At 73.2% G+C, this 13,995-nt stretch carries 10 protein-coding genes; 9 read left to right on the forward strand and 1 reads right to left on the reverse strand.

What is annotated here, in order from left to right:
* The first annotated feature begins 1 nt into the window (after position 1).
* Positions 2-1,243: a hypothetical protein gene (locus tag ACZ407_RS25020; protein ID WP_468131871.1), complete on the forward strand. Its 1,242-nt coding sequence runs from the start codon at positions 2-4 to the stop codon at positions 1,241-1,243.
* Positions 1,244-1,265: 22 nt separating this feature from the next.
* Here the strand turns inward: ACZ407_RS25020 and glgX are convergent, their stop codons facing one another.
* Positions 1,266-3,554 carry a glycogen debranching protein GlgX gene (glgX, locus tag ACZ407_RS25025; RefSeq protein ID WP_468131873.1) on the reverse strand — a complete coding sequence of 763 codons (2,289 nt, stop codon included), beginning with the start codon at positions 3,552-3,554 and terminating at the stop codon, positions 1,266-1,268.
* Between the two features lie 152 nt (positions 3,555-3,706).
* Between glgX and ACZ407_RS25030 the strand changes: the two genes are divergently transcribed.
* The 8 genes from ACZ407_RS25030 to ACZ407_RS25065 all read left to right on the forward strand — a co-directional run bounded on the left by ACZ407_RS25030 (position 3,707) and on the right by ACZ407_RS25065 (position 13,912).
* Positions 3,707-4,924 carry a L,D-transpeptidase gene (locus ACZ407_RS25030; RefSeq protein WP_468131875.1) on the forward strand — a complete coding sequence of 406 codons (1,218 nt, stop codon included), beginning with the start codon at positions 3,707-3,709 and terminating at the stop codon, positions 4,922-4,924.
* Positions 4,925-5,076: 152 nt separating this feature from the next.
* Positions 5,077-7,617, forward strand: coding sequence for a SpaA isopeptide-forming pilin-related protein (locus ACZ407_RS25035; protein ID WP_468131877.1), 2,541 nt, complete (start codon positions 5,077-5,079; stop codon positions 7,615-7,617).
* Positions 7,618-7,747: 130 nt separating this feature from the next.
* Positions 7,748-8,554 carry a L,D-transpeptidase family protein gene (locus ACZ407_RS25040; protein WP_468131879.1) on the forward strand — a complete coding sequence of 269 codons (807 nt, stop codon included), beginning with the start codon at positions 7,748-7,750 and terminating at the stop codon, positions 8,552-8,554.
* A 162-nt stretch (positions 8,555-8,716) separates the two neighbouring features.
* Positions 8,717-9,958 (forward strand): L,D-transpeptidase, encoded by a 1,242-nt coding sequence (locus tag ACZ407_RS25045; RefSeq protein ID WP_468131881.1) that lies wholly within the window; start codon positions 8,717-8,719, stop codon positions 9,956-9,958.
* Positions 9,959-10,046: 88 nt separating this feature from the next.
* Positions 10,047-10,814 carry an enoyl-CoA hydratase/isomerase family protein gene (locus tag ACZ407_RS25050; protein ID WP_468131883.1) on the forward strand — a complete coding sequence of 256 codons (768 nt, stop codon included), beginning with the start codon at positions 10,047-10,049 and terminating at the stop codon, positions 10,812-10,814.
* Between the two features lie 230 nt (positions 10,815-11,044).
* On the forward strand, positions 11,045-11,551 hold the full coding sequence (locus tag ACZ407_RS25055) for an ATP-binding protein (protein WP_468131885.1): 507 nt from the start codon (positions 11,045-11,047) through the stop codon (positions 11,549-11,551).
* 391 nt (positions 11,552-11,942) lie between these two features.
* Positions 11,943-12,728, forward strand: a complete 786-nt coding sequence (locus ACZ407_RS25060; protein ID WP_468131887.1) for a polysaccharide deacetylase family protein — start codon at positions 11,943-11,945, stop codon at positions 12,726-12,728.
* Positions 12,725-13,912 (forward strand): YVTN family beta-propeller repeat protein, encoded by a 1,188-nt coding sequence (locus ACZ407_RS25065; RefSeq protein WP_468131889.1) that lies wholly within the window; start codon positions 12,725-12,727, stop codon positions 13,910-13,912. Before ACZ407_RS25060 ends, ACZ407_RS25065 begins: the two co-directional genes overlap by 4 nt.
* The last annotated feature ends 83 nt before the right edge of the window (positions 13,913-13,995 follow it).

A 13,995-nucleotide genomic window follows, 5' to 3' on the forward strand; every position in this document is an offset into this window, starting at 1 on the left:
CATGAACTGGCTTCGGCGTGCCGTACTGCCCGTCCTGCTGCTGTTGCCGGCCGCGGCCCTGACCGGGTGCGGGGGAGACGGGGACGAGGGCGCCGCCGTGTACGGCAAACCCCTCGGGCAGCAGCTGAAGGCGGCCGTCGCCCAGACCCGGGCCGCCGGGACCGCCCGGTTCACCGCCACCGTCGAGTACAACTCGCCCACCACCACGGCCCGCCACGTCACCACCGGCACCGTGGACTTCGCGCACGGCACCGCCCGGGCCGAGCTCACCCGCGAGCTCCCCTCCGACTTCCCCGTGGACGCCGGCCCCCGGCTGGACCGCAGCGGGGCCGTCTACCCGCTCACCCTCGCCACCGCCGGCACCGACGAGGTGTACGCCCGCGGCGCCGACGGGGTCTGGCTGCACTGGCCGAAGGCCGCCCGCAAGGCCCTCGACCCCAAGGGCGAGGCACCCGTCACCGCCCACGCCCCCGGCCGGGTCCTGCCCTTCGGCGGCACCCTCGCCGAACTCGTCGCCGCGGCCGTCCCCCGGCAGGAGCCGATCCGCCGGGAGGGCGGCGGCCGGGAGTACGCCGCCACCGTGCCCCTCGGCCTCGCCCAGGACCTGCTGCCCTCCCGGATCGGGCCGAGGACCACCAGCAAGGCCTACCTGGAGGAGCCCCTGCCGCTCACCGTGGTCCTCGACCCCCGCGGCCGGCTGCTCTCCGCCGACGTGGACCTCGTGACCCTGCTGGAACAGCTCAACGGCAGCCGCCACCAGAGCATGCAGGGGCTGCCCGGGGTCACCGGCCTGCACGCCACCCTGACCCTGGCCGACTACGGCGCGCCCGCCGGGGCCACCGCCCCGGCCCGCGCGCAGACCGTGGACGCCCGCCGCGCCGCCGCCGCGCTGACCCGGCAGCCGCGCGGCACCTGCGCCGTCCCCACCGCCGGGCTCGCGGACGCCGCCCGGGTCCGCGTGACGGACTGCGCCCGCCGCCACACCATGCGGGTCTTCGCCTCCGCCGGCACCTCCGACGCCGGCCGGACCACCCCCGCGGCGTACGTCCACCGGAGCTGTGACGGGCCCTACCGGCAGCTGCCCGCCGCCTGGAAGCGCGGCGCGGCCGAGCCGTACGGGCAGTTCCTGACCATCCGCAGCAGCTCGTTCCGGATGAGCTTCGACTCCTCCGGCCAGGTGACCGGACCGGCTCCGAAGCTCGCGATGGACGTGGTCTGCTACGTGCACACCCCCGCCCCCTGAGCCCGCCCCCCGGCCCACCCGCTCACGCCCGCACCTTCAGCAGCAGCACCGACCGGGCCGGGACCGTCATCGTGGTCCCGCCCCGGTGGCGGGTGCCGGGCGCCCGGTCCTGGTCCTCCCGCGAGGTGTCCACCACCAGTTCGTACTCCTGCGCCCACGGCGGGCCCGGCAGCACCCACGCGGCCGGCCGGTCCGCCGCGTGCAGCAGGGCCAGGAAGCTCTCGTCCGTCACCGGCTCGCCCCGCGCGTCCCGGCCCGGGATGTCCCGGCCCGACAGGTACAGGCCCAGCGAGGCCGCCGGCGCGTACCAGTCCCGTTCCGTCATCTCGGCGCCCGCCGGGGTGAACCAGGCCAGGTCCCGCAGCCCGTCCGCGCCCTGGGCCCGCCCCGAGAAGAACGCCCGCCGGCGCAGCACCGGATGCGCGTGCCGCAGCGCGATCAGCCGCGAGGTCAGCTCCAGCAGCGGCCGCCACTGCGGGTCCTCGGCCAGCGACCAGTCCACCCAGCCGGTCTCGTTGTCCTGGCAGTAGGCGTTGTTGTTGCCGCCCTGGGTGCGGCCGAGCTCGTCCCCGGCCACCAGCATCGGCACCCCCGTCGAGAGCAGCAGCGTGGTCAGCAGGTTGCGCAGCTGGCGGCGGCGCAGCGCGAGGATCCGCGGGTCGTCGGTCTCGCCCTCGGCCCCGCAGTTCCACGACCGGTTGTCGTTGGTCCCGTCCCGGTTGCCCTCCCCGTTGGCCTCGTTGTGCTTGCGCTCGTACGAAACGAGGTCGCGCAGGGTGAAACCGTCGTGGGCGGTGACGAAGTTGACCGAGGCGTACGGCCGCCGGCCGCCCCACGCGTACAGGTCGCTGGAGCCCGACAGCCGGTAGCCGAGGTCCCGGACGTCGGGCAGCGCGCCCCGCCAGAAGTCACGTACGGCGTCCCGGTAGCGGTCGTTCCACTCCGTCCACAGCGGGGGGAACGCGCCCACCTGGTAGCCGCCCGAGCCCACGTCCCAGGGCTCCGCGATCAGCTTCACCCGCCGCAGCACCGGGTCCTGCGCGATCACCGCCAGGAACGGCGAGAGCATGTCCACGTCGTGCATCGAGCGGGCCAGCGCCGCCGCCAGGTCGAAGCGGAAGCCGTCCACCCCCATCTCGGTCACCCAGTACCGCAGCGAGTCGGTGATCAGCCGCAGGACGTGCGGCCGGCCCGCGTGCAGGGTGTTCCCGCAGCCCGTGTAGTCCGCGTACCGGCGCTGGTCGGACTGGAGCCGGTAGTAGCCCCGGTTGTCGATCCCGCGCAGGGACAGGGTCGGGCCCAGCTCGCCCGCCTCGGCGGTGTGGTTGTAGACCACGTCGAGGATCACCTCGATGCCGGCGGCGTGCAGGGCCCGCACCATCCGCTTGAACTCGCCCACCTGCTGCCCGGCGGTGCCCGAGGCCGAGTACCCGGCGTGCGGGGCGAAGTAGCCGATCGAGTTGTAGCCCCAGTGGTTGCGCAGCCCCCGGCGCAGCAGGTGGTCCTCGTGCGCGAACTGGTGCACCGGCAGCAGCTCCACCGCCGTCACCCCCAGCCGGGTCAGGTGGGCGACCGCCGCCGGATGGGCCAGCCCCGCGTACGTGCCCCGCAGCTCCGGCGGGACCTCCGGGTGGCGCATGGTGAACCCGCGCACGTGCAGCTCGTAGATCACCGAATCGGCCCACGGGGTCTTGGGCCGCACGTCGTCCGCCCAGTCGTCGTCATCGTGGACGACCACCCCCTTGGGCACGAACGGGGCCGAGTCCCGGTCGTCGCGCACCGTGTCGGCGATGTACTGCTGCGGCCAGTCCCGGACGTGCCCGTACACCTCCGGCGGCAGCGCGAAGTCCCCGTCCACCGCCCGCGCGTACGGGTCCAGCAGCAGCTTCGCCGGATTGAACCGGGCCCCCGTCCACGGGTCCCAGCGGCCGTGCACCCGGAACCCGTACCGCTGCCCCGGCCGCACCCCGGGCACGAACCCGTGCCAGATCTCGTGCGTCAGCTCCGGCAGCGGCAGCCGGGTCTCCACCACCGCACCGCCCGGGCCCTGCTCGTCGAACAGGCACAGCTCCACCGACTCGGCGCCGCCGCCCGCCCACAGCGCGAAGTTCGTGCCCGCCACCCCGTCCGGGCCCACCCGGAACCGGGCCCCCAGCGGGGTCGGGGCCCCCGGCCACACCGGCGGACCCGCAAGCCCCGGCAGCGCCGGCCCGGCCCGCCGCACCTCGCCCCCCGTCCGGTGCGCGGGGGCGGGCGCGGCCGTCCCGGTCCGCACCGCACCCGCGGTCTGCTGCTCTGCTGCGCTCGACACCGTCCGGCCTCCCGCGGCTCTCGGTACCTGCGGGGCCGAGGGGCCGCGGCGTCCCGGCCGCGGCCCACCCCCGTCTGCTCCTTCCCCCTGTTCTGCCCGTAACCGGCCCCGCACTCACGTTTCCCCCGGAGGGCCGCACTCGTTGCAGGTGCGTGAGCTACGTGAAGAGGCGGCTGCTGGCCGCCGTGGTGTGGGCGGGGCTGGTCGCGGGGGCGGCCGCATGCACCGGGCAGAACGCCCCCGGCATCGAGGTGGAGCTGCCGGGCAAACCCAGGGCGCCGCGCGACGCGATCCGCATCACCCCCGAGGACGGCGCGCGCGGCGTGCCCGCCGGCGGACCGCTGACCGTCACCGTCCCCGAGGGGCGGCTGGAGCGGGTGCTGGTCACCAAGGTGGAGGACGCCCAGGCCGAGGAGGTCCCGGGCAGCATCGCCCCCGACGGGCTGAGCTGGAGTCCCGACCCGGCCGCCGGGAAGCTGGCCCTCGCCGCCAAGTACACGGTGGACGCCGTGGCCCTCGACGGGCACGAGCGCCGCCAGGCCCGCCACACCACCTTCACCACCTACGTGCCCGAGGAGCGCTTCATCGGCTACTTCAAGCCGGAGAACCGCTCCACGGTCGGCACCGGGATGATCGTCTCCTTCAACTTCAACCGGTCCATCGAGAACCGCGCCGAGGTCGAGCGGGCCATCACCGTCACCGCCGACCCCGAGACCGAGGTGGCCGGCCACTGGTTCGGCAGCGAGCGCCTCGACTTCCGGCCGCGCCGCTACTGGCGGCCCGGCACCGAGGTCACCGTCACCATGAACCTCCGCGACGTCGAGGGCGCCCCCGGCTCGTACGGCATCCAGAGCAAGACGGTCCGCTTCACCGTCGGCCGGCACCAGCTCTCCACCGTGGACGCGGAGGCGCACACCATGGAGGTCCGCCGCGACGGGCAGCTGCTCTCCACGGTGCCCATCAGCGCCGGCGCGCCGAAGACCACCACGTACAACGGGAAGATGGTCGTCTCCGAGCTCTTCGACGTCACCCGGATGAACGGGCAGACCGTCGGCTTCGGCGGGGAGTACGACATCCCCGACGTGCCGCACGCCATGCGGCTGACCGCCTCGGGGACCTTCCTGCACGGCAACTACTGGGCCTCCCCGGACACCTTCGGCTCCGAGAACACCAGCCACGGCTGCATCGGCCTGCGCGACGACAAGGGCGGCGGCTCCGACACCCCCGCCGGCTGGTTCTTCGACCGCACCCTCGTCGGCGACGTCATCGAGGTCGTCAACTCGAAGGACAAGACGGTCGCCCCCGACAACGGGCTGGGCGGCTGGAACCTCAGCTGGGCCGACTGGACCGCCGGCTCCGCCCTCGCCTGAGGCTCCGCCCCCGCCCGGGGTTTCGCCCGAGCGGGTGCACCCTGGGGTGATCGTGTGACCGGAATGCCGTAGCGGCGAGTGTCGCCCGGCGGTCTCCCGCATCCCTCCGGCCAGCCTGTCAGGGCAACGCGACAGGCGAAGGACGGAGTGTCATGGCAGGTAGGAAGGCGAGGGCGGTGGCCCTCGGCCTGGCAGTCGGTGGCGTGCTCGCGGGCGTGCTGCCCGCGGCACCGGCGTACGCGGGCCCGCCCGGCCGGGCCCCGGCCGCGGCCCGCGCGGCGGCCCCGCTGCCCGGCGGTCTGGGCCCGTGCATCCCGGGCGACTGCCCGGCCACCTGGCTGGAGCCGCACAACGGGCCCATCCAGGGCCGGGACGACGCGGTCAACATCTTCGCCGGCGGGGACTTCCGGGTCCGCGAGCGGGCCGCCGAGGCCGAGGGCCGCGTCGTCGTCATGGGCAGCTTCGACATGCAGAAGGCGGCGGGCGCGAGCAGCGTCTACAACATCGGCATCGTCGGCGTCGGCTCCCGCGTCCCGCCGCCCGCCGGCTCCGACTTCCTCGCCACCGGCGGCAACGTCACGGTCGCCGCGGGCCAGACCCTGATCGCCGAAGGCGGGGTCGTCCGGTACGCCGGCACCCTGACCGGCACCGTCACCGGCACCACCACGGCCGACCCGAACGCGGTGGCCCGCTACGCCGGGCTCACCCGGCAGCTGACCGCCGCGAGCAAGTGCTACGCCCGCGTGGACGGCAGGCCCCGCCCGGCCACCGGCACGGTCGTCAACAACAACTACGAGACCGTGTTCACCGGGGACAACAGCTCCCCCCTCCAGGTCTTCAACGTCACCGGCGACCTCGCCGGCCCCGGCGGCGCCCAGCAGACGCTGCGGTTCGCCGGCATCCCGGCGAACGCCACCGTCCTGGTCAACGTCCTCGGCACCGACCCGCTCGTGCACACCTCCAGCGGACTGCTCGCCGGGGTGAGCCGCGAGCGGCTGCTGTGGAACTTCCCCGACGCCGAGACCGTACGGCTGGTCGGCTCGGGCCAGTTCCAGGGCGCCACCCTGATCGCCGAACCGGACTCCGAGGCCATCGTCCAGCTGCCCGGCGTCAACGGCCGCTTCTTCAGCGCCGGCAGCATCACCCACACCAGCTCGGCCACCGGCGGCGGGGGCCAGGAGTTCCACTCCTACCCGTTCAACGGCGACCTGCCCGCCTGCGGGGACGACCCGCTGCCGCCCACCGGCACCGTCTCCGTGCTGAAGGTGGACTCGGAAACCGGCGCCGCCCTGCGCGGGGCCGTGTTCGAGCTGTGGCGCGAGACCAACGGCACCGCGGGCCTCCAGACCATCGGCATCAACGCCGACACCAAGGTGGGCCCCGACTGCACCACCCCGGCCGACGGCACCTGCACCAGCACCCAGCAGGCCGGCAGCTACTACTGGCGCGAGACCAGCGCCCCGGCCGGGCACGACCTGCCCGCCGACCCGGTCTTCGGCCCGCTGCTGCTCGACCCGGCCAACGGCCGGGACACGGCGACGGTGACCGCGCGCAACCGGCCCACCCCCGTGGTCACCGGCGAGGTCCGCGTGCTCAAGACGGACGCGGAAACCGGCGCCGCCCTGCCCGGCGCGGTGTTCGAGCTGTGGCGCGAGACCAACGGCACCCGGGGCCTCCAGACCACCGGCATCAACGCCGACACCGAGGTCGGCGCCGACTGCACCACCCCGGCCGACGGCACCTGCACCCGGACCGTGCCCGTGGGCACGTACTACTGGCGCGAGACCGGCGCCCCGTCCGGCTACGACCTGCCCGCCGACCCGGTCTTCGGCCCGCTCGTGCTGACCGCCCAGAACGCCTCGGCCGGGGTCGCGGTCCGGGCCGCCAACCGGCGCACCCCGCAGCCGCCGGTCCTCGGCGAGGTCTCCGTCCGCAAGACCGACGCGGCCACCGGAGCCCCGCTCTCCGGCGCGGAGTTCGCGCTCTGGCGCGAGACCAACGGGAACGCCGGCCTCCAGACCACCGGTGCGGACCCCGACACCGAGGTCAGCGCCGACTGCACCACCCCTGCCGACGGCACCTGCGCGGCGAGCGTCCCCGCGGGCACCTACTACTGGCAGGAGACCAAGGCCCCGTCCGGGTACGTGCTGCCCGCGAACCCCGTCTTCGGACCGCTGGTGCTCACCCCGGAGAACATCCGCACCGGGGTCGGCGTCGTCGCGCGGAACACCAAGGACACCAAGCCCCCCTACACGGGCGGGATCAAGGTCGTGAAGAAGGACGCCAAGACCGGCCGGGCGCTGCGCGGGGCCGTGTTCCAGGTGTGGCGCGAGAGCAACGGCACCCGCGGGCTCCAGACCAGGGGCACCAGCCGCGACACCCTCGTGGACAACGGCTGCGCCACCGACCGGCAGGGCGTCTGCACCTTCGACGTCCTCCCCGAGGGCTACTACTACCTGCGCGAGACCGACGTCCCCGAGGGCTACGACCTGCCCGAGAACCCCGTCACCGGCCCGCTGCACGTCTACCCGGGCAACCGGGACCCGCAGGTGACCGTGCACGTGAAGAACAAGCGCGACCACGACGGCAAGGGCGACAAGGGCGGCAAGGGCGGCAAGGGCGGCAAGGACGAGGACGGCCGTGACGAGGGCCGTTCCGAGGACCGCCGAGGGGGAGGCCGCACCCTTCACTGATCCGGCGGCCCCCGGGTGCGCCGGGTGAGTGGCGGTGTCACCGCTTCGGCGCACGCGGGCGCGACGCCCCGGGCCGGGCTCTGTTAGCTGGACGCAACGGAGCCCGGCCTGCGGGCGCGAGGAGGCCACCATGGCGATACCCCCGATATCTGCGACACCCTGCACCCCTCCGGGCCGCACGCCCGGCCGCCCCGCCCGCGGCGGGCCCGTCCTGCTCGCCGGGGCGCTGGCCCTGCTGGCCCTCCTCCCCCCGGCCGGCCCCGCCGCGGCAGCCGGCCCGGCCGGCTCCGCCGCCCGCTCCGCGGCCGCAGCGCCCGCCGCGGGCCCGGCCGCCGCCGACACCCCGTGCACCGCACGGACCGGCCCCTACCAGCGGGAGCTGGAGGAGTACCTCAAGCGGCCGGTGGACGGGCGGCAGTCCCCGGAGGACTGCGCCGCCATCCGCGCCTTCCAGCAGACCCACCGGATCGAGCCGGCCGACGGCTATCCCGACCTCCTCACCTACCGCACCCTGGTCGCCCTGAAAGCGCGCGCGAACCCCAACGCGGCCGGTGACTGCCCGGTCCGCCCGCACCGGGTGACCTGCGTGGACATGGACCGCCAACTCCTGTGGGTGCAGCGGGACGCCAAGGTGGTCTTCGCCCCCGTACCGGTGCGCACCGGACGCGACGAGCAGGAGACCCGGCCCGGCTGGCACGAGATCTACTGGCGCAACCGCGACCACGTCTCCTCGCTCTACCCCGACTCGCCCATGCCGTACGCCCAGTTCTTCGACGGCGGGCAGGCCATCCACGGGCGCCCCGGGGACATGTTCGACAACGCCGGCTCGGCCGGCTGCGTCAACCTCACCGTGCCCGACGCCGCCCGCCTCTGGGACCTGCTCACCGAGGGCGACGCGGTCTACGTGTGGGGCACGCGTACCGGCACGGAGGACTGATCCCGCCGGAGGCCGCCGGTCCGGGCCCTCTCCCCGCCCGCGCACCGCCCCACTTGGGACGGAACGGTGACAACTCCGTTGCCGACCGTGGTCTCCCGTGTGATTACCTGTCGTCATGCGCGCGAATGCCCGCGCGCGGGGGACATGGGGAGACAAGAAAACGTGAACGTGCAGCCGATACCGGCCGCGCCGCGCGCGCGGCGCGGCCGTGCCCGTACCGGAGCGGCCGCCCTCCTGCTGGGCGCGGCCCTGCTGCTCACCTCCGCCTGCAGCGGCGGTGGCGGCGGTACCGGCGGTGACAACGGCAAGGGCTCCGGCGGCAAGGGCGGCGGCACGGAGGCCTCGACGGCCGTCGTGACCATCGCGCCCGCCGACGGCGCCAAGGAGGTCGCCACCAGCGGCGTCCTGAAGATCACGGCCGCCAACGGCAAGCTCACCACCGTCACGGTGGCGGACACCAAGGGCAACGCCGTCGAAGGCAAGCTGGCCGCCGACGGCCGCAGCTGGGAGCCCGTACGCCACCTCGGCGCGGCCACCGAGTACAAGGTGCACGCCGTCGCCAAGGACTCGGGCGGCCGGGAGTCCGCGAAGGACATCACCTTCACCACGCTCACCCCGAAGAACACCTTCATCGGCCACTACACCCCCGAGGACGGCGCGACCGTCGGCGTGGGCATGCCGGTGTCCATCAACTTCACCCGGGGCATCACCGCCCCCGAGGCCGTCGAGAAGGCCATCACGGTGACGGCCGAGCCGTCCGTGCCGATCGAGGGCCACTGGTTCGGCAACGACCGCCTGGACTTCCGCCCGGAGAAGTACTGGGCCCCGGGCACCAAGGTCACCGTCAAGCTGAACCTCGACGGGGTCGAGGGCCGGCCGGGGGTCTACGGCAAGCAGACCCGCACGGTGAAGTTCACGATCGGCCGCTCGCAGGTCTCCACCGTGGACGCGAGCAGCCACCGGATGCAGGTGGTCCGGGACGGCGCCGTCCTCAAGAACATCCCGATCACCGCCGGCGCCCCGGCCACGACCACGTACAACGGCCAGATGGTCATCAGCGAGAAGTACGAGGTGACCCGCATGAACGGGGCCACCGTCGGCTTCGGCGGCGAGTACGACATCGAGGACGTGCCGCACGCCATGCGGCTGTCCAACTCGGGAACCTTCGTCCACGGCAACTACTGGGCCAACTCCGGCACCTTCGGCTCGGAGAACGTCAGCCACGGCTGCGTCGGCCTGGAGGACCAGCGCGGCGGCGGCAACCCGGACGCCCCGGCGGCCTGGTTCTTCAACAACTCCCTCATCGGCGACGTGGTGATCGTGAAGAACTCCAACGACAAGCAGATCGCCCCGGAGAACGGCCTCAACGGCTGGAACATGCCCTGGTCGGAGTGGAAGGCGTAAGCCGCCCGCGGACGACCCCGTGACGGGGCCCGGTGCTGTGACCTACGGCACCGGGCCCCTTCGCGTTAACCGGTACTAACCTTCCGGCATGACCATCTCTCTCGAAGTCTCCGAAGGCGTCGGCACCATCCGGCTGGACCGGCCGCCCATGAACGCGCTGGACATCGCCACCCAGGACGGCCTGCGCGCCCTGGCCGAGGAGGCGACCGAGCGCGCCGACGTGCGCGCCGTGATCCTGTACGGCGGCGAGAAGGTGTTCGCGGCGGGCGCGGACATCAAGGAGATGCAGGTCATGGACCACGCGGCGATGGTCGCCCGGTCCCGCGCCCTGCAGGACTCCTTCACCGCGGTGGCCCGCATCCCCAAGCCGGTCGTCGCCGCCATCACCGGCTACGCCCTGGGCGGCGGCTGCGAGCTGACGCTCTGTGCGGACTACCGGATCGCCGCCGACAACGCCAAGCTCGGCCAGCCGGAGATCCTGCTCGGCCTCATCCCGGGCGCCGGCGGCACCCAGCGGCTGGCCCGCCTGATCGGCCCGTCCAAGGCCAAGGACCTCATCTTCACCGGCCGGATGGTCAAGGCGGACGAGGCCCTCGCGCTCGGCCTGGTGGACCGGGTGGTCCCGGCCGCCGAGGTGTACGAGCAGGCGCACGCCTGGGCGGCGAAGCTGGCCCAGGGGCCGGCGATCGCGCTGCGCGCGGCGAAGGAGTGCGTGGACGCCGGGCTGGAGGCCGACATCGACACCGGCCTGACCATCGAACGCAACTGGTTCGCGGGCCTGTTCGCCACCGAGGACCGCGAGCGCGGCATGCGGAGCTTCGTCGAGGAGGGCCCGGGCAAGGCCAAGTTCCTCTGATTCCCCCCTGGGGGTGGCTTAGCTCCGGCTTAAAGAAACCTTAAGGAATCATGGAGATCCACTCACCGTGATGATCTAGGGACAGCGTGTCACCGCAGCTCAATCCCCGTTTCGAGCTGTGAAGATTGCCCTCGGCATATGACAAATCGCCCCCTCGGAGCCTCCGGTTCCGGGGGGCGTTTTCGCGCGGAACGGCACGCGCGGGCCTCTCGGCCGTCCATGATGGGTGCATGGCGGGCCTGGAGGGTGTGGAGCAACCGCGGCAGCGCAGCAGCGCTTCCGCCGTACGGCTGACGGCAGCCCTTGAGGACGAACAGGGCCTGAAAGCAGTCGAGTTGTACGGTAATCCGGCCGAGGCGGAAGTGACCCTGCCCTCGCGTCCGGAGTCCGCGTGGACGGCCCGCCGGCTCACCCAGTGCGTGGTGGTGCGGCAGTGGGGACTCTCGGCGCAGATCGCCGAGCACGCGGTCTTACTCGTCTCGGAGCTCGTGGGCAACGCCGTCCGCCACACCGGGGCGCGTTCCTTCGGGCTCCAGATGAAGCGCCGCCGGGGGTGGATCCGGGTCGAGGTGCGCGACCCCTCCCGGGGGCTGCCCTGCCTGCTGCCCGTGCACGAGCTCGACGTGAGCGGTCGCGGGCTGTTCCTCGTGGACAAGCTCTCCGACCGGTGGGGGGCCGACCTGCTGCCGCGCGGCAAGCTCACCTGGTTCGAGATGCGCGTGGCCGACCGGCACTGAGGCTCCGCCGCCGGGAACGCAGAAGCCCCCTGTCGCCGTGGTGGGGCGCTTCGGGGGCTTCGTGAGTGCGCCGAGGACCTGAAGGGGGTGTGGTCCTCGGCGGCTGTGCGACCTCGCTCGGGTCAACGGGAAGTCGTGGTTCCGACTATGGCAGAAGAGCGCCATGACGCCAAAAGTCCCTACTCGGACATAAGTGTGCAAATAGTAAGAGTTTCTAGCTAAAATCTAGGTGAGATGGGCCACTGACCTCAGTTTCGATGAATAACTATGGGGTCGAGTGGGTGAATCGTTGATCATCCGAGCCTTGTGTCGCCTGCCGGAAGACTCGGGGTGAAAGTCCCGAATTGGGTCAATCATTACCTTTGGTGCAGGCCGCCCCTTAAATGGGACGGTGCCCTGTTACCCAGACCGCCGGACCGCCCTCCGCGCCGGTGCGGCGGTCGCCGCCGGAGCCCTCGCCGCCGCGTGCGGCACGGGCCGCCCCGCCGCAGCCCCGCCCGCCGCGGGCACGGCCCCGCCGCCCGCCGCCTCCGGTCCCGCGCCGGCCGCACCCGCCCCCCGGGCCTTTCCCGGGCAGCCCGCGGAGATCGCCCACGGGCCGCGCGACCGCCCGCGGGTCGCCCTCACCTTCCACGGCAACGGGGACCCCGCCACCGCCCGTGCGGTGCTCGCCGAGGCCGAGAAGGCCGGGGCGCACCTGACCGTGCTGGCCGTCGGCAGCTGGCTGGACGCCCATCCGCAGATGGCCCGCCGGATCCTCGACGGAGGCCACGAACTCGGCAACCACACCCAGCGCCACCTCGACATCAGCACGATGCCGGAGGCCGCCGCGTACGCCGAGATCACGGCCTGCGCCCGGCGGCTGCGCACCCTCACCGGCTCCGTCGGCACCTGGTTCCGGCCCTCCCGGGCGCAGCACGCCACCCCGCTCGTGCGGACCCTGGCCCGCCGGGCGGGCTACCCGCACGTCCTCTCGTACGACGTGGACTCCCTCGACTTCACCTCGCCCGGCGCCGCGGCCGTCGTACGCAACGCCACCGCGACGGTCCGCGGGGGATCGGTGGTGAGCCTGCACTTCGGCTACGCCGACACCGTCGACGCCATGCCTGCCCTGCTCGAAGAACTCGCGCGCCGCGGACTGCGGCCGGTGACCACCACGGAGCTGCTGACCTCATGACGACCACCCGCCTTCCCCGGAAGGCCACCGTGCTCCTCGCCGCCCTGGTCCTCGCCGCCCTGGCCGGCTGCGGGTCCCCGGACAAGGGGAAGCCCGAGGCGCTGGGCACCAAGGGCGCGGCCCGCCCGGCCCGCGCCGTGCCCGCCGCCCCGCCGGGGCTGGCCGGGATGCCCCCGCTGCTGGACCCGAACGACGTGTACGCGGCCGACCGGCCGAACAAGCTCTCCCCGGTGGTCAAGGACTTCCCGTCCCGGGTCTACGTCCCCAACACCACCTCCAACACCGTGTCCGTGATCGACCCCGCCACGTACGAGGTGGTGGAGACCATCCCGGTCGGGGTGCAACCGCAGCACGTGGTGCCGTCCTGGGACATGAAGACCCTGTGGGTCAACAACAACCGCGGGCACACGCTCACCCCCATCGACCCCGCCACCGGGAAGGCCGGCAAGCCGGTCGAGGTGCACGACCCGTACAACCTGTACTTCACGCCCAACGGCAAGTACGCGGTGGTCATGGCCTCGATGGACAAGGAGCTGGTGTTCCGCGACCCGCACACGATGGACCGGGTCAAAACGGTGCCCGTGAGCTGCTTCGGGGTCAACCACGCCGACTTCTCCGCCGACGGGCGGTACTTCATCGTCTCCTGCGAGTTCTCCGGGGAACTCCTCAAGGTGGACACGGAGAAGATGGAGGTCATCGGGCAGCAGAAGATCCCGTTCGAGGGCGCGATGCCCCAGGACGTGAAGATCTCGCCGGACGGGAAGACCTTCTACGTCGCCGACATGATGGCGCACGGCATGTGGGTGCTCGACGGGGAGAAGTTCACCACCCCGAAGCTGCTGCCCACCGGAAAGGGCTGCCACGGGCTCTACGTCAGCCGCGACTCGAAGGAGATGTACATCTCCAACCGCGGCGAGGGCACCGTCTCCGTCTTCGACTTCCCGGCGAACCGCCTGACGAAGAAGTGGCACCTGCCGGACGGCGGCAGCCCCGACATGGGCGGGGTCTCGGCCGACGGCCGGGTGCTGTGGCTCTCCGGCCGCTACAACGGCGAGGTGTACGCGATCGACACCGCGACGGGCAAGCAGCTGGCCCGCATCCCGGTCGGCGGCGGCCCGCACGGCCTGGCCGTGTACCCGCAGCCCGGCCGCTACTCGCTGGGGCACACCGGCATCTTCCGCTGACCGGAGCCCGCGCGGGCCGGGCGGGCTCCGGCCGGTCCGGGCGGGCGGCGTCCGGCCCGCCGGCACGTACGGCACACCGGTGC

The sequence above is a fragment of the Streptomyces sp. NPDC030809 genome (assembly GCF_055572195.1).

Bases quoted from the DNA above. Each gene is read 5' to 3' on its own strand.
- ACZ407_RS25020 (WP_468131871.1), top strand. From the start codon at position 2: ATGAACTGGCTTCGGCGTGCCGTACTGCCCGTCCTGCTGCTGTTGCCG.
- ACZ407_RS25035 (WP_468131877.1), top strand. From the start codon at position 5,077: ATGGCAGGTAGGAAGGCGAGGGCGGTGGCCCTCGGCCTGGCAGTCGGT.
- ACZ407_RS25040 (WP_468131879.1), top strand. From the start codon at position 7,748: ATGGCGATACCCCCGATATCTGCGACACCCTGCACCCCTCCGGGCCGC.
- ACZ407_RS25050 (WP_468131883.1), top strand. From the start codon at position 10,047: ATGACCATCTCTCTCGAAGTCTCCGAAGGCGTCGGCACCATCCGGCTG.
- ACZ407_RS25055 (WP_468131885.1), top strand. From the start codon at position 11,045: ATGGCGGGCCTGGAGGGTGTGGAGCAACCGCGGCAGCGCAGCAGCGCT.
- ACZ407_RS25065 (WP_468131889.1), top strand. From the start codon at position 12,725: ATGACGACCACCCGCCTTCCCCGGAAGGCCACCGTGCTCCTCGCCGCC.